The organism is Mesorhizobium sp. BR115XR7A, from assembly GCF_020165315.1.
Lineage (GTDB): Bacteria > Pseudomonadota > Alphaproteobacteria > Rhizobiales > Rhizobiaceae > Mesorhizobium > Mesorhizobium australicum.
In genome coordinates this window covers 174,169-191,780 of sequence record NZ_JAIUHW010000006.1, presented here as the reverse complement: position 1 = coordinate 191,780, position 17,612 = coordinate 174,169, and the positions used below count along the sequence as shown (strand labels likewise).

The 17,612-nt window shown below is 63.4% G+C and carries 19 protein-coding genes; 10 read left to right on the top strand and 9 right to left on the bottom strand.

Annotation, left to right across the window (positions count from 1 at the left end):
• The first annotated feature begins 152 nt into the window (after window positions 1–152).
• Complete coding sequence (locus LB557_RS15070; protein ID WP_224641905.1) at window positions 153–713, top strand: fasciclin domain-containing protein; 561 nt, start codon at window positions 153–155, stop codon at window positions 711–713.
• A 209-nt stretch (window positions 714–922) separates the two neighbouring features.
• Here the strand turns inward: LB557_RS15070 and LB557_RS15065 are convergent, their stop codons facing one another.
• From LB557_RS15065 to LB557_RS15055, 3 genes are read right to left on the bottom strand one after another with little or no spacing between them, the layout of a single operon-like run.
• Window positions 923–2,470 carry a DHA2 family efflux MFS transporter permease subunit gene (locus LB557_RS15065; RefSeq protein ID WP_224641906.1) on the bottom strand — a complete coding sequence of 516 codons (1,548 nt, stop codon included), beginning with the start codon at window positions 2,468–2,470 and terminating at the stop codon, window positions 923–925.
• A complete protein-coding gene (locus LB557_RS15060) occupies window positions 2,467–3,759 on the bottom strand; it encodes an HlyD family secretion protein (RefSeq protein ID WP_224622865.1) in 1,293 nt (430 codons plus the stop codon). The genes LB557_RS15065 and LB557_RS15060 overlap by 4 nt, the downstream gene beginning before the upstream one ends.
• The gene (locus LB557_RS15055) at window positions 3,752–4,216 is read right to left on the bottom strand and encodes a MarR family winged helix-turn-helix transcriptional regulator (RefSeq protein ID WP_140660130.1); all 465 of its coding nucleotides are present in this window, start codon (window positions 4,214–4,216) and stop codon (window positions 3,752–3,754) included. The genes LB557_RS15060 and LB557_RS15055 overlap by 8 nt, the downstream gene beginning before the upstream one ends.
• A gap of 116 nt (window positions 4,217–4,332) precedes the next feature.
• Here LB557_RS15055 and LB557_RS15050 point away from each other — a divergent pair, with 116 nt between their 5' ends.
• The 4 genes from LB557_RS15050 to LB557_RS15035 all read left to right on the top strand — a co-directional run bounded on the left by LB557_RS15050 (window position 4,333) and on the right by LB557_RS15035 (window position 6,898).
• Window positions 4,333–4,707 carry a hypothetical protein gene (locus LB557_RS15050; protein WP_224622863.1) on the top strand — a complete coding sequence of 125 codons (375 nt, stop codon included), beginning with the start codon at window positions 4,333–4,335 and terminating at the stop codon, window positions 4,705–4,707.
• A gap of 122 nt (window positions 4,708–4,829) precedes the next feature.
• Window positions 4,830–5,468: a CatB-related O-acetyltransferase gene (locus LB557_RS15045; RefSeq protein WP_181173996.1), complete on the top strand. Its 639-nt coding sequence runs from the start codon at window positions 4,830–4,832 to the stop codon at window positions 5,466–5,468.
• Window positions 5,465–6,124: a ribosome biogenesis GTP-binding protein YihA/YsxC gene (gene yihA / locus LB557_RS15040; protein ID WP_015314400.1), complete on the top strand. Its 660-nt coding sequence runs from the start codon at window positions 5,465–5,467 to the stop codon at window positions 6,122–6,124. The genes LB557_RS15045 and yihA overlap by 4 nt, the downstream gene beginning before the upstream one ends.
• 72 nt (window positions 6,125–6,196) lie before the next feature.
• Entirely contained in the window at window positions 6,197–6,898 is a 702-nt protein-coding gene (locus LB557_RS15035) for a hypothetical protein (protein ID WP_140719170.1), read from the top strand.
• Window positions 6,899–6,915: 17 nt separating this feature from the next.
• On the opposite strand, the gene LB557_RS15030 is transcribed toward LB557_RS15035, so the two are convergent.
• On the bottom strand, window positions 6,916–7,728 hold the full coding sequence (locus LB557_RS15030; protein WP_224641907.1) for a tetratricopeptide repeat protein: 813 nt from the start codon (window positions 7,726–7,728) through the stop codon (window positions 6,916–6,918).
• A gap of 12 nt (window positions 7,729–7,740) precedes the next feature.
• Window positions 7,741–8,460, bottom strand: a complete 720-nt coding sequence (locus tag LB557_RS15025; RefSeq protein WP_224641908.1) for a TetR/AcrR family transcriptional regulator — start codon at window positions 8,458–8,460, stop codon at window positions 7,741–7,743.
• 127 nt (window positions 8,461–8,587) lie between these two features.
• Between LB557_RS15025 and LB557_RS15020 the strand changes: the two genes are divergently transcribed.
• Window positions 8,588–9,775 (top strand): HlyD family secretion protein, encoded by a 1,188-nt coding sequence (locus LB557_RS15020; RefSeq protein WP_224641909.1) that lies wholly within the window; start codon window positions 8,588–8,590, stop codon window positions 9,773–9,775.
• Between the two features lie 85 nt (window positions 9,776–9,860).
• Window positions 9,861–11,456, top strand: coding sequence for a DHA2 family efflux MFS transporter permease subunit (locus LB557_RS15015; protein WP_140711678.1), 1,596 nt, complete (start codon window positions 9,861–9,863; stop codon window positions 11,454–11,456).
• A gap of 118 nt (window positions 11,457–11,574) precedes the next feature.
• Here the strand turns inward: LB557_RS15015 and msrB are convergent, their stop codons facing one another.
• The 4 genes from msrB to LB557_RS14995 form a co-directional block, all read right to left on the bottom strand.
• Complete coding sequence (gene msrB, locus LB557_RS15010; RefSeq protein ID WP_015314404.1) at window positions 11,575–12,078, bottom strand: peptide-methionine (R)-S-oxide reductase MsrB; 504 nt, start codon at window positions 12,076–12,078, stop codon at window positions 11,575–11,577.
• Between the two features lie 225 nt (window positions 12,079–12,303).
• Window positions 12,304–12,861 (bottom strand): fasciclin domain-containing protein, encoded by a 558-nt coding sequence (locus LB557_RS15005; RefSeq protein WP_015314405.1) that lies wholly within the window; start codon window positions 12,859–12,861, stop codon window positions 12,304–12,306.
• Between the two features lie 221 nt (window positions 12,862–13,082).
• On the bottom strand, window positions 13,083–13,805 hold the full coding sequence (locus LB557_RS15000; RefSeq protein WP_015314406.1) for an anti-sigma factor domain-containing protein: 723 nt from the start codon (window positions 13,803–13,805) through the stop codon (window positions 13,083–13,085).
• Window positions 13,802–14,341: a sigma-70 family RNA polymerase sigma factor gene (locus tag LB557_RS14995; RefSeq protein ID WP_015314407.1), complete on the bottom strand. Its 540-nt coding sequence runs from the start codon at window positions 14,339–14,341 to the stop codon at window positions 13,802–13,804. The genes LB557_RS15000 and LB557_RS14995 overlap by 4 nt, the downstream gene beginning before the upstream one ends.
• 181 nt (window positions 14,342–14,522) lie before the next feature.
• Here LB557_RS14995 and LB557_RS14990 point away from each other — a divergent pair, with 181 nt between their 5' ends.
• The 3 genes from LB557_RS14990 to argB all read left to right on the top strand — a co-directional run bounded on the left by LB557_RS14990 (window position 14,523) and on the right by argB (window position 17,603).
• Window positions 14,523–14,954 carry an SgcJ/EcaC family oxidoreductase gene (locus LB557_RS14990; RefSeq protein WP_015314408.1) on the top strand — a complete coding sequence of 144 codons (432 nt, stop codon included), beginning with the start codon at window positions 14,523–14,525 and terminating at the stop codon, window positions 14,952–14,954.
• A gap of 100 nt (window positions 14,955–15,054) precedes the next feature.
• Window positions 15,055–16,554 carry an amidase gene (locus LB557_RS14985; RefSeq protein ID WP_224641910.1) on the top strand — a complete coding sequence of 500 codons (1,500 nt, stop codon included), beginning with the start codon at window positions 15,055–15,057 and terminating at the stop codon, window positions 16,552–16,554.
• A 155-nt stretch (window positions 16,555–16,709) separates the two neighbouring features.
• Window positions 16,710–17,603 carry an acetylglutamate kinase gene (gene argB, locus LB557_RS14980; RefSeq protein WP_224641954.1) on the top strand — a complete coding sequence of 298 codons (894 nt, stop codon included), beginning with the start codon at window positions 16,710–16,712 and terminating at the stop codon, window positions 17,601–17,603.
• Window positions 17,604–17,612: the final 9 nt, after the last annotated feature.

Sequence of the window (17,612 nt, the reverse complement as noted above, 5' to 3'; positions counted from 1 at the left end):
AAAAAGCCTGGTTCGTCCAGATATTTTCTTTGGGCAGGCCTCCATTCACGTTCCCGTGATCGGCGAAACTGCAGGCTCCCGCGCGGCGTGACTGCTTGTGCGTTTCCAAAAGGCTATCAATTCCGATCAGCCCTCACCCGGAGGAAGACCACATGCGCTTGCCCACATTCAGGACCATCGCCGTATCAGCCCTTGTCGCCAGCATGGCGATTGCCGCCCCAGCCCACGCCAAAAACCCGAATGTCGGCGGCGCGCCGATGTACGCCACCAAGAACATCGTGCAGAACGCGGTCAAGTCGAAGGATCACACGACGCTGGTCGCCGCCGTCAAGGCCGCCGGCCTGGTCGACACGTTGCAAAGCGCGGGTCCGTTCACCGTGTTTGCTCCGACCAACGAGGCTTTCGCCGCACTGCCGGACGGCACTGTCGATACGCTGCTCAAGCCCGAGAACAAGGACAAGCTCACCAAGGTGCTGACCGCGCATGTCGTGGCTGGCAAGATTTCAGGTGCCGAGATGATGAAGAAGGCCAAGGCGATGGGCGGCAAATACGAGATGAAGGCCGTCTCGGGCGACACGCTCACGGCCGAGATCAAGAAAGGCAAGCTCTACATCATGGACGAGTCCGGAGGCGAGGCGAAGGTGACGATCGCCGACGTCAACCAGTCGAACGGCGTCATTCACGTCGTCAACAAGGTGCTGTTGCCGAAGTAACGGCTTCCGGCGAAAGGGGGCGTTGGCAGGCCGTTGGGGCTTTCTCGGTCCGCCATCCCCGCCTCGTGACGAGGTGCCATGTTTCTTGGGAAGCCGTATCGGCGAGGCCGGGGTCCTGTCGTCCCTCACAGGACCCCGGTTTCTTTTTTTGCGTCCTGTGAGGGCGAATGGGCGTCAGCGGCGCTCAACTTCCGACCGCTTCCACCGCCTCATTCCATGACAGCGCTGTGGTCGATCTTGGCCGGCGTTCCCGGTTTGCGCAGCAGGAGCACCAGCGGGATGGCGGCCAGCGACAGGAGCATCATCAGCTTGAAGTCGTTCATGTAGCTGATAACGGTCGCCTGCAGCGTCACCACGCCGTCGAGCGCGGCGCGGCCGGCGGCGGTGTAGGGGTTCATCGCCTGGAAGATCGCCGGATCGTTGAACGCCTGGTTGAAGGGCGTCACATAGGTGGCGATGCTGGCGTGGTTGATCTGCACATTCTGCGTCAGGAGCGCGGTGACCACCGATATGCCGACGCTGGAGCCGATGTTGCGCGACAGATTGTAGAGGCCGGTGCCTTCCGCGCGCCGCTCCGGCGCCAGCGTGGCGAAGGTTATGGTGGTCAGCGGCACGAACAGGAAGCCGAGCCCCGCCCCCTGGATGAACCCGGTGGAGATGATGGTCCATTGCGAAACGTCGGGCGTCCAGCCGGTCATGTCGTACATCGCCCAGGCGGTGATCAGCAGGCCGATGAGCAGCAGCCAGCGCGTGTCGACCTTGCCGATCAGCCGGCCGACCAGGAACATGCAGGCCATCGTGCCAAGCCCGCGCGGCCCCATGACGATGCCGGCCGTCACCACGGGGTAGCCCATCAGCGTCTGCAGATAGGGCGTCATCAGCGCCAGCGAGGCCAAGTAGGTGATGCCGATGATGAAGATGAAGATCATGCCGACGGCGAAATTCCGGTCCAGGAACAGCCTCGGATTGACGAAGGTGTTGCGGCCGGTGAAGGTGTGGACGAGGAAGATGTAGAAGGCCGATGCGCAGATCACCGCCTCGACGATGATCTCGGATGACGAGAACCAGTTGAGCTGCTCGCCGCGATCGAGAAACATCTGCAAGGCAGCGATGGTGATGCTGAGCATGCCGAAACCCAGCCAATCCAGCCTCGCCCTGAAGTCCAGCTTGGTTTCCAGGACGTACAGCGACACGCCGGCGAAGGCCAGCGCGCCGATCGGCACGTTAATGTAGAACACCCAGCGCCAGCTGACATTTTCGGTCAGCCAGCCGCCGATGACCGGTCCCAGCACCGGCCCGACCATCACCGAAATGCCGAACAGCGCCATCGCGGAGCCGCGCTCTTCCACACTGTAGATATCGAGCAGGATGCTCTGCGAGAGCGGCACCAGGGCCGCGCCGAACAGGCCCTGCAGCAGGCGAAAGCCGACGATTTGCGGCAGCGACTGCGCGAAGCCGCACAGCACCGAGGCAACGACGAAGCCGGTGATCGAGGTCAGGAGGATGCGCTTGCGGCCGAAGCGGTTGGCGAGGTAGCCCGAAGGCGGCGTCATCACCGCCGCCGCCACGATGTAGGAGGTCAAAACCCAGTTGATCTGGTCGGCGCTGGCCGAGACGCTGCCCTGGATGTAAGGCAGCGCGACATTGGCGATGGTGGTGTCCAGCGCCTGCATGATGACGGCCAGGATCACGCAGGCGGTGATGGCGCCGCGATTGGCGACCGCCGGCGTGGCAGCTGTCGCGGACGCGCTGGTCATGACTTTTGTCCGAACAGGCCGACGAGATTGGTGACGAAGTCGGGCAGGCCGCGTGCATGGCCCGTCTCGACGTCGACCACCGCGCTCATGCCGCCGCGCAGCGGCGGCTTGCCGTCGATACCATCGATGGTCACGCGCATCGGGATGCGCTGCACGACCTTGACCCAGTTGCCGGTGGTGTTCTGCGCCGGCAGCAGCGAGAAGCTCGACGAGGAGGCGGGGCTGATCGAGGCAACGGTGCCGTGCCACACGGCGCCCGGATAGGTGTCGACGCTGATCGTCGCCGTCTGTCCCGGCCTGACATAGGTCAGCTCGGTTTCCTTCGGCTCGGCCGCGATCCACAGGTCGGTCGACGAGACCAGGCTGAACGCCGGCTGCGAAGCCGGCAGGTACTTGCCGACCTGCAGCGCGTCGACATTGGTGACGATGCCGTCGAACGGCGCCTTGACCACGGAATCGGCGAGGTTGCGCTGCGCATCATCGACGCCCGACTTGGCCTGCAGGTAGAAGGGGTTCTTCTCCACCGGCTGTTTGGCGTCGCCGCCGAGCTGGGCGAGCGTGGCCTGCGCCTGCGCCTTGGCGACGGACACTTTCTGGCGCGCGGCGACGAGGTCGTGCTGGGCGCTGTCGAAAGACGCCTTCGAGGCGGTGGAGGTCTTGAGCAGATCCTGCTGCCGCTGGAAGGCGGCCTCATAATAGGGGATGTCGGCCTGCGCCTGCTCGATCTGCGACAGCGACTGCTGGTAGCTCGCCTCCAGGGTCAGCACCTGGTTGCGCACGGTGCCGAGCTGGGCCTGGGCGGCGGCGAGAGCGGTCTCGAAGGAGGCCGGCCGCAGGCGAAACAGCACGTCGCCCTTCTTCACGGCCTGGTTCTCATGCACGTCGATCTCCTGCACCGTGCCGGAGACGTCAGTGGAGACGCCGAGCGACTGGGCCTGGATATAGGCATTGTCGGTCGTCATGATCTGGCCGCCGGTGACGTAGTAATAGCCACCGACGACGAGCGCGACCGGAAGCAGGGCAAAAAGGACCGGCCGTGTCAGGCTGCGCTTCGGTTTGGCCGGAACAGGAGGGGCGACGGCGGCGGGGGCCTGCCGTGGCTGCGGCTCCTTGGCCGGAGCCTCGAGTGCCGCAGGCTCCAGGGCGGCCGGCGTTTCCAGCTCGTCATTGTCGATGACGACGTTGGCCCGCCGCTGCTCCCGCTCATTGTCGAGCTGGATGATCTGGTCGCTTCGACCCGATGGCGTCTCGTCTCCAGCGGGCTTTTTGGGATATGTTGATTCAGCCATGTATTTTCTCCCGGTCGACGGCCGGCTGGGTGCAAGCCGCGAGCAGATTGGATTTGATCAAGCTTAGGGTTTGCAGCAGACGCTGCTGTGTCTCAGGCGAAAGGCCGGCGAAGGCCTCGTCTCGAGTTTTCTGGCCGTTGCCGCGCATGATCTCGAGCAGCGGACGGGCCTGCGGCTTCAGGTAAAGCAGCCAGGCCCTGCGGTCGGCGGGATCGGGCCGGCGCTCGATGAAGCCGCGGGCCTCCATCTTGTCGAGCAGCCGGGCGAGCGTGATCGGCACGATCTCGATAAGGTCGGCGAGCTTGTTCTGGTGGATGCCTTCATGCAGCGAAAGGTACGCCAGCACCTGCCACTGGGCGCGGGTCAGTCCCGAAGCGCGCGACCGCTGCTCGAACCGCTTGCGAAGCAGGCGCGCAACGTCGTGCAGCACGAAGCTGATATTGGGGGAAGAGGGCATGGCAGGAGATCGGGATCGATGGACAATTTTTCGTGAGCATGCTTATTATCATCATGCACATAATCCCGCTGGACGCGCCGCGCAAGACCGATTAAGCCTCGGGCAGGAAAAAACGCATGGTCCACGGCACCGCAAAGGCCGCCTGGCGATGTGGATTTGCCGGCAAGGATTTGGCGATGAATTGGATTGGGATCGCGGCCGTCACGGCTCTCATTGGGTGCCCCGGCGCCGCGGCTGCCAAGGATGCGGTCAGTTGTGGCGGCGCCGCCATGCTGGGCGGCGCACAGCTCAATTGCAGCCACGTCGAATCCAAGGCGCCGCCGCAGTTCTGCACGTTTAGCTGGGATCTACACACGATGGCGGGCGATCAAAAAGTCGTCGAAGGCAGCTTCATGCTGCCGCCCGGAGCGTCGAACGTGCAGGTGTATCAGGGCAGTGGGTTCGACAGCGCGCTGTCCAATCCGATCGTGATCTGCCGCGGCGACAAATGAGCATGGCGAGCAAGGAAGGCTCGCTCGTCAGCCGATTGGTGCTATAGGGCGGATCACGTTATTTTGACCAGGCGCGCGGATTGCGGATCGGCGTGGCTATCAATTCCTGGACGGACTTCGACATGGACGGACCCAACCCCGGCATCAAGCACCCGATCCCGATGCACACACGCGTCGGCTTCCTGAAGCCTCTGGTGACAGTGCCGAATATCGAGATCGGCGACTTCACCTATTATGACGACCCCGACGGGCCGGACAAGTTCGCCGAAAAATGCGTGCTGCATCACTATCCCTTCATCGGCGACAAGCTCATCATCGGCAAGTTCTGCGCCATAGCCGAAGGCGCGCGCTTCATCATGAATGGCGCCAACCACGCGATGTCCGGCTTTTCAACCTATCCGTTCAACATCTTCGGTCATGGCTGGGAAAACGGTTTTGACCCAGCCACGTGGTCGAAGGAAGTGCGCGGCGACACAATGGTCGGCAGCGATGTCTGGATCGGCATGGAGGCTGTGATCCTGCCCGGCGTGGAAATCGGGCATGGCGCCATCGTCGCCGCCAAATCGGTGGTGACGCACGATGTGCCGCCCTATGCGATCGTCGCCGGCAACGCCGCGAAAGTGGTCAAGATGCGTTTCGACGACAGGACGGTCCGGCGGCTGCTGGCGGTGGCATGGTGGGATTGGCCGGTGGACAAGATCGGCCGCAACCTCGACGCCATCAGGGGCGCCGATATTTCTCTTCTGGAGGCAGCAGCTTGAACGTTCCCAACAGCACCGCGATCGGCACCGACCTGTTCACGCGCGGGTGGATCTTCATCCGCGGCGTGCCGGCCATGAAGTTCCTGCCGCCGGAAGGGCCGCCCGAGATCGCCTTCGCCGGCCGCTCCAATGTCGGCAAGTCGTCGCTGATCAATGCGCTGGTCAACCAGAAGGGCCTGGCGCGCACCTCCAATACGCCAGGGCGCACGCAGGAGCTCAACTATTTCGTGCCGGATGGATTTTCGGGCGAGGGCACCGACCTGCCGCCAATGGCGCTGGTCGACATGCCGGGCTACGGCTATGCCACCGCGCCCAAGGAGAAGGTGGACGAGTGGACCAAGCTGGTCTTCGATTATCTCAAGGGCCGGGTCACGCTGAAGCGGGTCTATGTGCTGATCGATGCCCGCCACGGCATCAAGGCCAAGGACGACGAAGTGCTGTCGCTGCTCGACAAGGCGGCGGTGTCCTACCAGATCGTGCTGACCAAGACCGACAAGATCAAGGCCGCCGGCGTGCCGCGGCTGATCGAGGAGACGCTGGCCAAGATCAAGAAGCGTCCCGCCGCGTTCCCGTTCGTGCTGGCGACGTCATCGGAAAAAGGCGAAGGCCTGGAGGAATTGCAGGCCGCGATCGTGCTCGCCGCCAATGGCGGCTAATCGTCGTGCGCGCATCCGTTGACCGGGCCTTGGCAATCCGTCAGCATCGCAGTGTCGTTCGAGGGCATTCGGATGCGTATCGTTTTTCGTTGTGATCCCGCGCTTGCCGAAACGCTGCCCCGGCCGGTTCCGGCGCGCGGCGTGCTGCCTGACTGGCTCCGCAAGATGCCTCCGAAAGCCTTTTCGGAAATCCATGGGCGAGAAATCCGGACGGTAAAGCAGTGCCCGCCCTTCGTCGATGCCATGACACATGGCTTCATGATCCTGCTGCCATGCGATGTGACTGTGGAGAACGGCGCCTTTGAATGGCGGTGGGACATCGCCGAGCCGTCAACCAAGGGTCATCCGCGTTCGCCGCTCAGCTTCCATGTCGCCGAACAGCTCGCCGGCGCACCGTTCTCGAATGGGCTTGCGGCCATAAAGTTCAACAGTTTCTGGACGATCGAGCTGGAGGAAGGCTGGTCCCTCTTCGCCACCCATCCGGTCAACCGCGATGATCTTCCTTTCCGACTGGTGACTGGTGTTGTCGATGCTGATCATTTCCAGGACGCCGGCATCAATTTCCCGGCAATTTGGACCGACCAGGGTTTCTCAGGAGTACTGGCGAAGGGCACGCCGGTTGCGCAATGCTTTCCAGTGCCACGCGCCGCGCCCGAACTCGTCTTCGAAAGCTTCGATGCCGTGCGCAAGGCTTCCTACGAAAAGACCGTCGCCGATGTTCTTGCCGAGCCCGGCGTCTACCGCAAGCAGTTTCGCGTAAAACGCGCCCGCTAGAACTTTCCTGGAGCTCTCTAGCCGCCAAGCAAGCCCTTCAACGCTTCGCGGTCGACCCAAAGCTTGCCGTGCGGCGCTGACGTCAGGGCCATGGCGATAATGCCGAAAGTCGTGGTGCGCTGCTCGTAGGCCGACCGATAGGCCTCCATCGCGGCGTCCATGTCGCCCGTCTCCTGCAGCGCCACCCCAAGATTGACCGCCGCCTCGGCGTCGCCGGGACGTATCTCCAGCGCTTTGCGATAGGCGGCCGCTGCCCCCACATGATCATGCAGATCCTGCCTGACAAGGGCGAGGTCGAACCATGCCGATGCTGGCGCGTCTCCGTTTACGGCCCGCTCCAGCAAAGGTGCCGCATCGGCAGGCATTCCGTCCTCGAACAGCATGCGGCCCAGACGCGCTGCCGCTTCCGCCGACAGGGGATCGGCAAGTGTCACCTGCCGCCACGCCTCGAGCGCGCGCCTCCGGTCGCCCGCCTCGTCGAGCGTTCGCGCCTGCTCGACAAGCACGGCAGCGTCAGGCGCCAATGCCGCCGCGCGTGAGAGATGGAACAACGCCTGGTCAAAATCCCGTGCCGCCCGCGCCAGACGGCCGGCGAGCAATTGAGCGGATGCGTTGTCAGCCCTGATCGCCAGACTTGCATGAATATGCGTGCGGGCTCCCGATATCTCTCCCTTGGCGAAAAGAACGGCGGCCATAAGGTGGTTGAGAGCTGGGTCGTCGGCGGTCCGGTCAAGAGCCTCCTGGCAAAGCAGCCGTGCCTGCTCGTGACGACCGGCATTGAAGTCCGTCACGATGCGCCGCATCTGATCCTGAAGCTTAGGATCGCCCATACCGATCTGCCTTCACGCTTGCGGCAGGGCTTTTTCGTCCTCGACGAGCTTTTCGGTGCCGTAGGCTTTCAGGAACATGTTGACGCCCGACCTGACGATGTGGTCGATCTCGTCCTGGGTCGGGGCCTTGGTGCGATAGGCGAAGATGCACTGCCGGAAAAGACCGGCCAGGCACAGTTCGGTGAACTGATAGGCGGCGAGGTCGACATCGTCGATCTCGAGCAAGCCGCGCTCGATGGCGGCGTTGAGGAACGTCACCACCTTGTCATGGCCGCGCTTGGGTCCGCGTTCGTAAAAGCGCGCGCCCATATCGGGTATTCTGTCGGAGGCGCCGATCACCGTGCGTTGCGCCTGGATGACCCTGGCCGAGGTGATCTTCATCGACAGAACCTTGCCGAACTTCACCAGCGTCTGGCGCAAGTCGTCGGCGCGGTCGAGCATGTCGTACATGTTCTTGAAGATGGTGCCGCGCTCTTCCTCGATCAGCGCTTCGAACAGCTCTTCCTTGTTGGCAAAGTAGACGTAGATGGTGCCCTTCGAGACCCCGGCCTCGCGGGTGATGTCGTTCATCGAGGCGGCCTCGAAGCCCTTTTCGATGAAGACACGACGGGCGCCATCGATGATCTGGCTGCGCTTGACCGGGTCCTGTCCAGCGGCCGGGCGGCCGCGGCGCAGACCGTCCAGCAGGTCTTCGCACGGATCGGTTTCGCTGTTGCGTACAATCTCAACCATAAAAGTCGGACCTCGAAATAATTCGAACCAATCGGTTCGATTGCCTCTTGATATGGTCTTCTTTACGCGCTATGTCAACGGCCTGATCGAACCGAACGGTTCAGTATTATAACTTTAGAGAGATGTCATGTCCTCGACCGCGTCAACATCAGCCGAAGTCCGCCCTTTCCCCAACGCCAAGGTCGCGCCGGCGACGGAAGCTCCGGAAATTCCCCTCCAGCCGGTCGTCGCACCGCCGCCGGCGGAAGCGCCGGTCAAGAAAAAGCGCTCGGTGCGCTCCTTCCTGCTGCCGATCATCGGCCTTGCCCTTCTGAGCGGCGGCGCCTGGTATGGCTATGACTACTGGACCACGGGCCGCTTCATGATCTCCACCGACGACGCCTATGTCCAGGCCGACATGGCGTTCGTCTCGCCAAAAATTTCGGGCTATGTCGACCAGGTCCTCGTCAGCGAGAACCAGCAGGTCAAGGCCGGCGATCCATTGCTGACGATCGACGCCGGCGACTACAAGATCGCCGTCGCCCAGGCCGAGGCGCAGATCGCCACGCTGGCCAAGACGCTCGACCGCATCGACGCGCAGACCAAGGCCGCGCAAGCCTCGCTTCAGCAGGCGCAGGCGCAGAAGGTCGCCGATCGGGCCGCCGCCGACAATGCCGGCCGGGCCCAGCAGCGCGCCGCGCAACTGGTCAAGACCCATGTCGGCACGCAGGCACAGCTGGACGACGCCCAGACCGCGCTCGACCAGGCCAATGCCGCGCTCGTCGGCGCCGACGCACAGATCGCCGCCGCGCAGGCCAATATCGGTGTGCTCGAGGCACAGCGCGCGGAATCCGCCAGCACGCTGGCATCCCTGCAGCTCGGCCGCGACAAGGCCGCGCGCGACCTCTCCTTCACGGTGCTCAAGGCGCCTTATGACGGCGTCGTCGGCAACCGCTCCGTCGAACAGGGCGATCTGGTCAGCCCCGGCCAAAAGCTCGCCGTGGTCGTGCCTATGGACAAGCTTTACATCGTCGCCAACTTCAAGGAGACGCAGCTTGCCAGGCTCGTGCCCGGCGAAAAGGTCAACATCTCGGTCGATGCCATCGACGGCCAGCCCATCCAGGGAACCGTCTCCTCGCTGGCGCCGGCCTCGGGCGCGGTGTTCTCGCTGTTGCCGCCTGAAAACGCCACCGGCAACTTCACCAAGGTGGTGCAACGCGTTCCGGTCCGCATCGACGTACCGGCCGATGCGCTGAAGACCGGCAAGCTGCGCGCGGGCCTGAGCGTCGTCGTCGCCGTCGACAGCCGTACCGCGCCTGCCGTCACCAGTAACTGATCGCTTTTCGGAGGGCGGCTTGGTGGCTGATTGAAGCACCGAGCCGCCCGGCCTGCCTCAACGGGGCCCCAAGGAGGGCCAGGAAATGGCAACCGCAACCATCACCGCAGGATCGCCGCCGGCAATGCCGGCTGCCCCCGACACGATTTCGACGCGCCGCGTCATCGCTTTCCTGGCGATGGTGTTCGGCATGTTCATGGCGATCCTCGACATCCAGATCGTTTCGGCCTCGCTGGCCGAGATCCAGGCCGGCCTCAGCGCCAGCTCCGACGAGATCCCGTGGGTGCAGACAGCCTACCTGATCGCCGAGGTGGTCATGATCCCGCTGTCGGGCTTCCTCAGCCGCATGCTGTCGACACGCGTGCTGTTCACCGTCGCGGCGGCGGGCTTCACCGCGGCGAGCGCCCTTGCCGCGACCGCCACCAACATCGACCAGATGATCGTCTACCGCGCCGTGCAGGGCTTCATCGGCGGCGGCATGATCCCGAGCGTTTTCGCCGCGGCCTTCACCATCTTCCCGCCCTCGCGCCGTGCCATCGTCTCGCCGATGATCGGCCTGGTGGCGACACTGGCGCCGACCATCGGCCCGACCGTCGGCGGCTATATCAGCCACGCTTTTTCCTGGCACTGGCTGTTCCTGGTCAATGTCGTGCCGGGCATCCTCGTGGCGACCGCTGCCTGGTCGCTGATCGATTTCGACAAGCCCAATCTCAAGCTGTTCTCGAAGTTCGACTGGTGGGGCCTGGCCGGCATGGCGGCCTTCCTCGGCTGTATGGAATACGTGCTTGAAGAAGGCCCGAACAATGACTGGCTGCAGGACCAGGGCGTCTTCATCTGCGCCATCGTCATGACCATCGGCGCGGTGATCTTCTTCTGGCGTGTCTTCACCGCCGAGGAGCCGATCGTCGACCTCAAGGCGTTCAGCAACATCAACTTCGCCTTCGGCTCGCTGTTTTCCTTCGTCATCGGCATCGGTCTCTATGGCCTGACCTATCTCTATCCGGTCTTCCTCGGACGCATCCGCGGCTACGATTCGATGATGATCGGCGAAGCGCTGTTCGTCAGCGGCCTGGCCATGTTCGTCACCGCGCCCATCTCCGGCTTCCTGTCGAGCAAGATGGACCTGCGGCTGATGATGATGATCGGGCTGTTCGGCTTCGCCACCGGTACCTGGTGGATGACGCACCTGACCGCCGACTGGGATTTCTACGAGCTGCTCATCCCGCAGATCCTGCGCGGCTGTTCGATGATGCTGTGCATGGTGCCGATCAACAACATCGCGCTCGGCACTTTGCCGCCGGACCGGTTGAAGAATGCGTCGGGACTGTTCAACCTGACCCGCAACCTCGGCGGCGCCGTCGGCCTCGCCCTCATCAACACCGTGCTGATCGACCGTAATGCCTTCCACTATGCCCGGCTCTCCGAGCATGTGCAGTGGGGCAGTGCCGCCGCGCAGGCCAAGCTGCAGAACATGACGCTCAATTTCGAGCAGACCACCGGCCTCGACGCCACCAGTGCCGCGATCTCCAAGCTGTCGGGCATGGTCCAGCAGCAGGCGGCGCTGCTGTCCTTCATGGATGTGTTCTATCTGCTGACCGTGCTGTTCGGGACGCTGGGGTTCTTCACCATGCTGATCAGGAAGCCGGCCGCGCCCGGTGGCGGCGGAGGCGGCGGGCACTGAAGCAAGGAATCGTGGCAGCGGTTTTCGGGAAGCTCCTCCAGTCCACGCCCGAAAGCTCCGACCCACGCAAAAAACTCCGGGCCGCAAAGCCCGGAGTTTTTTTATTGCCTTTGGGTCCTCAGGCGGCGGCGGGCTTGAAGGTCAGCGCCACCCCATTGATGCAGTGGCGCAGGCCGGTCGGCGCCGGACCGTCATCGAAGACATGGCCGAGATGGCCTCCGCAGCGGCGGCAATGCACTTCGGTGCGGGTCATGCCCAGCGACCGGTCCTCGGTCTTGCCGATGCCATTGGCGATCTCTTGCCAGAAACTCGGCCAGCCGGTGCCGGAATCGAATTTCGTCTCCGAGGGATAGACCGGCAGGTCGCAGCCGGCGCAGGCGAAGATGCCCTTGCGGTGTTCGTTGAGCAGCGGGCTGGTGCCTGGATATTCGGTGCCTTCCTTGCGCAGGACGTTAAAGGCGGCCGGCGACAGGATGGCTTTCCACTCGTCCTCGGTCTTGGCGACCTCGAATTTTTCGGCGGCCTGCGCGGCCTGCGGGCTGCCCATGCGCAGCATTGCTGCCGCGGTTCCGATGACGCCGATAGCGGCGGCACCGCTCAAAAGAAAGTCGCGACGGTTCATGACCAGTTCCTCCTGTCGTCTGTTTTGCCAAACTATGCCGCCGCCCGAAAGTCAAAAGCCGGTGACGGTTGCCCCAAACGACACTCCGCGCCGTCCACTTTCGATCGTGGGCGGCGCGGAGCACGCGTGTCGATTGCGGATCACGGGAGCGAGACGGCGCGATCGACGGAGAGCTCTTGCAGCAGGTTCGTCCGCGACAAGCGCCTCGTTACATCTTCGGCCCGATCACATCTTCGGGAGCAGAACCTTGTCGATGACGTGGATGACGCCGTTGGACTGTTCGACATCGGCGATGGTCACATTGGCGACATTGCCGTTCTCGTCGGTGACGGTGACCTTGCCACCGTCGGCCTTCAGCGACAGCTCGCAGCCGCCGACCGTCTTGACCTTGTGCGTGCCGCCATCGGCCTTGGCCATGGACACCACATCCGCCGCCATCGCCTTGGCGCCAATCACATGGCAGGTCAGGATCTTGACGAGCTTGTCCTTGTTCTCGGGCTTGAGCAGCGTCTCGACCGTGCCGGCCGGCAGGGCGGCGAAGGCTTCATTGGTCGGCGCGAAGACGGTGAACGGGCCGGCGCCCTGCAAGGTCTCGACAAGACCGGCCGCCTTGACGGCGGCGACCAGCGTCGTGTGATCCTTCGAATTGACGGCATTGTCGACGATGGTCTTGTTGGCAAACATGGCGGCGCCGCCGACCATCGGGTTTTCAGCATAAGCAGCCGTGGCAAGCGCGGAGACAGCGATCGTGCCGGCGAGCAAAAGGGTGGCGAATCTACGCATTGTATCAAAACTCCTCGGGTTTTCTCTTCCCATTTTGGGGACGCAAGGAGATACGGAACACAGATGCGTGAGTTTCAGAATATTTCGCGGATTTTTGATTTATTTTCACTGTGGATGTATTTTCTGCCTTGGCAATTCGCCGGCTACCGGTCCATTTAGACATATGGAACGGAGATAGACTGAGCCTGTTCTATCCACGCGCCGCCAGTGCGAAGGCTCGATCAGATGCCCTTCAAATCGCCCGCGGCAACCACCGGCCCGGTGGGCTGCCCGGTCGGCGAACCGCCGGCGGGTTCGAGGCTGACGGCCAGCACGGCGCCCTGCGCGAGTTTCCGCTGCGTGGTGGGCGAGACGCCAATATGCGCCGTCGCACCCGCCGGGATGACGCCCATCGAGACCGGCGCGTTCTTGCCCTCGATCATCCAGAGTTCGAAGTCCTTGCCGGCGGCGAGCACGCCGGAAACATGCGAAAGGCTGACTTCATGCCGTTCGGAATCATAGACGGCGAGATATTTGACGTCGCTGCCGTCGGCGGCCAGCGAAGCGACGAGTCGCGCCTGCGGCTGTTCAGCCGGCCGGTTGACATAGGGAACGGCGACGTAGAGCGCCAGCGCGGCAACAGCCGCCACCGCAAGGCCGCGCCAGAAGGCGAGGCTGGACCACAGGCCGGCGCGTGGCTCGGCAGGCGTGGTGGCGGCGGATGAAAACAACCGGCGGTCGATCGCCGGCTTCACCGAAGCCGGCGGCTCGATTTCAAGATAGGCCGCGCCCAGCGGCGACAGGCGAACTTCCCAGCCGTCGACCAGCCGCGCGAAATCGGTCTCGGCGTCGATGCGCCTGGAGGCTATCTGCCGCTCTTCGACCGGCAGCACGCCAAGAACGTATTCGGCGGCGAACAGGTCGTCGCCTCCACGTTCCGGTCCGTTGTCCTCTGCCAGCGTCATCTTTCCAGACATTCCCTGAGTTTCATCAGGCTGCGGCGCAGCCAGGTGCGCATCGTGTTCAACGGCACGCCATGGCGTTCCGCCAGTTCGGCATAGCTTTCGCCCTTGAGATAGGCGCCCCGGACGGCCGCCGCCCGGTCTTTCTCCAATTCATCGAGACAATGATGGATCCGCTCGGTCTCGTCGCCCGCCACCACCATCGCTTCAGGTCCCGGCGCCGGATCGGCCACATTGAGCGCGGCATCGATATCGGCGGCGGGCTTGCGCCTCGCTCGGATGCGATCGATCGCATGATTGCGCGCGATTGCCACCAGCCAGGAGATCGGGCTCAGATCGGAGACAGCAAAGCGATCCGCCTTCGTCCATATCTTGACGAAGACTTCCTGCAGCGCTTCTTCAGCATCTCCCCGGTCGTTCAATACACGAAGGCATACGCCGAAAAGTTTCGCACTGGTGTGCCGGTAAAGCAGATCGAACGCTGCCCGATCTTTCATCGAAGTCCGGACGATCAGCTTGGTAATGTCCTGCGGCGTCATGCGCGCCAAATTAGGCAATTGCGCTGTATTTGCAACGCCGGAAATATGCTGTGCACCTAAAGTTCGGCGTCCGCACACCTGCCCCGAGACAGTGTCCCGGTTTGAAGTCAAAAGCTGGCAATCGCGTTTGAGGCGCTTCCCCCGACATGCTACGCTTCAGCCGAAGCAAGGGAGATTTGTCATGGGATTGGTGCTCGCCAAACCTGAGGATGTCGCCACTGCCTTTGCCGATGCCTGGAATAGACACGATATGAACGACTTCGCGGCGTTGTTCGCCGACGACGCCAATTTCGTCAATGTCGTGGGCATGTGGTGGAAGAACCGCACCGAGATCGAAAGGGCGCACCGCGCAACTCATGAAACCATGTTTCGTGACAGCCGATTGAAGGGTGTTGTCTCGTCAGTTGTTGAATTGTCTTCCGGCATTGCATCGGTGCACTATTCATGGATCCTGACCGGCGCATCCGCTCCGGACGGCTCATCCGCCGGAAAACGAGAAGGCATTCTGCTTCTGGTTTTGAAGGAAGAACAGTCGGGCTGGCGGATAAAGGTTGCCCAAAACACCGACATTGTTCCGGGGGCGATTGCGCCCCCTTCCAACGCCGGGAGATAGCCGTTTAAAAGTCGCCGCCAAACTCCAAACTGAGACACTATCAGCCTGGATTGCCAAGGGAATTGCCGCTGACTAGCTTGGCAGCAATGGGGGAGCGCACATGTCGGTCGAACGAATCCTTTGGGAAGAAGACGCAACCGGTCTTGCCGGTCTGGTGCGCAGGGGCGAACTATCGGCGATCGAGTTGACCGAAGCGGCGATCTCCCGTGCCGAGGCCACCCGCCCCGAAATCAATGCCACGGCCGAGCCGCTCTACGAGGCGGCACGGACCCGGGCAAAGAGCATCGACCGTTCGCTGCCGCTGGCTGGGGTCCCCTTCGCCATCAAGGATCTCGGCATCGCCATCAAGGGCGTGCCCTCGCATGGCGGCAGCCGCATTCCGGCCTGGGTGCCCGATTTCAACTCGGTGATGACCGAACGCTATCTCGCCGCCGGGCTGATTCCGATCGTCACCTCGACGTCACCCGAGCACGGGCTGCGGCTGATGACGGAATCCAAGGCCTTTGGCGTCACCCGCAATCCCTGGAATACCGGCCACACCACCGGCGGCTCGTCGGGCGGTTCGGCAGCCCTGGTTGCCGCCGGCGTCGTGCCGGTGGCGCATGCGTCGGATGGCGGCGGCTCGATCCGCGTGCCTTCTGCCTGCAGCGGCCTTGTCGGCCTCAAGACCTCGCGCGGCCGTGTCCCGTTGTCCCCACTGGTGAGCGAAAGCTGGTACGGCATGGTCGTCGATCACACCGTCACTCGCTCGGTGCGCGACTGCGCGCTGCTGCTCGACCTCACCCATGGTCCCGATACGCTCGCGCCTTATGCCGCGCGCCCGCCAAAAAGCTCGTTCGCCGCCGCTGCCGCGCGGGATCCCGGCAAGCTCACGCTGGCGGTGTACCGCAAGTCGCCGCTGGGCTTGCCAATTTCGGCCGAGACGCTGAAGGCGCTCGACATTGCCGTGGCACTCGCCCGCGAGGGCGGCCATTCGGTCGAGGACATCGATCTGCCTTTTATCGGCCGCGATTTCTTCGCCGATTTCTGCACAACGGTCGCCTCCGCCGTCGCCGGCTCGTTGCGGGGTGAAGCGCTGCGCGTCGGCCGCTCGGTGACGGGCGACATCGAGCGCGCCACGCGCGTGCTTGGCCGGTTGGGCGAGATGATCTCGGCCGGCGAAACCTATGCCGGCCTGCAGCGCCTGCATGCCACCTCGAGGCAACTGATCACGGAGACCGCGCGCTATGATGCGGTGCTGATGCCTGTTATCGCGCACCCGCCGCTCGCCTGCGGCGCCATGGATCCGAAAGGCGCCGATGAACTGATCGAAAACCTGCTCGACAAGCTGCACCTCACCGCGCTGCTCAGGATCAAACCGCTGTTCGGCCAGTTGATGGACAAGAGCCTTTGGTTCACGCATTGGCCGGCGATCCACAATGTCAGTGGCCAGCCGTCGATCGCGCTCCCCGTCCATGTCACGGACGCCGGCCTGCCGCTCGGGATCCAGGCCGCCGGCCGGCCGGGCGACGAGGAAACGCTTTTGTCGCTGGCCGCGCAGATGGAGAAAATCTCGGGCTGGCTGACGCGGCGGGCGCCGCTGATGGTGCCGTCACAATGACGACACCGTGAACCGACTATGACAGCAATGCCATTTGCGGCTCGCGTCAATTCCGGCTAAGACGCCGCCGTCCTTACCTGATGCATGTCGCCCAAATGTGCCCAGCGGTTTGGGACAACGACATGCATAAAACCAAATGCCAGGGAACCACGCCGATGACGGACGTCACCGCCACCGCCGAAATGCAGGCCGCCCTCTTATCGCGCGCGCTGCCCTACATGCAGCGCTACGAGCACAAGACGGTCGTGGTGAAATATGGCGGCCATGCCATGGGCGATCTCGAACTCGGCAAGGCCTTCGCCCGCGACATCGCGCTGCTCAAGCAGTCCGGTGTCAACCCGATCGTCGTCCATGGCGGCGGACCGCAGATCGGCGCCATGCTGGCCAAGATGGGCATCGAATCCAAGTTCGAGGGCGGCCTGCGCGTCACCGACCAGAAGACGGTCGAGATCGTCGAGATGGTGCTGGCCGGGTCGATCAACAAGGAGATCGTCGCGCTGATCAACGCCGAGGGCGAATGGGCGATCGGCCTGTGCGGCAAGGACGGCAACATGGTGTTCGCCGAAAAGGCGCGCAAGACGATGATCGACCCCGATTCCAACATCGAGCGCGTGCTCGATCTCGGCTTCGTCGGCGAGCCGGTCGAGGTCGACCGCACGCTGCTCGACCTTCTGGCGCGCTCCGAAATGATCCCCGTGCTGGCGCCGGTCGCGCCCGGCCGCGATGGCCATACCTACAACATCAACGCCGACACTTTCGCCGGCGCCATCGCCGGCGCATGCAAGGCCTCGCGCCTGCTGTTCCTCACCGACGTGCCTGGCGTGCTCGACAAGGACAAGAAGCTGATCGACGAGTTGACGGTCGCCGAGGCCAAGGCGCTGATCAAGGACGGCACGGTTTCCGGCGGCATGATCCCCAAGGTCGAGACCTGCATCGAGGCGATCGAGCGTGGCGTCGAAGGCGTCGTCATCCTCAACGGCAAGACGCCGCATTCGGTGCTGCTCGAACTGTTCACCGAACACGGCGCCGGCACGCTGATCGTGCCATAATGCTTGTTG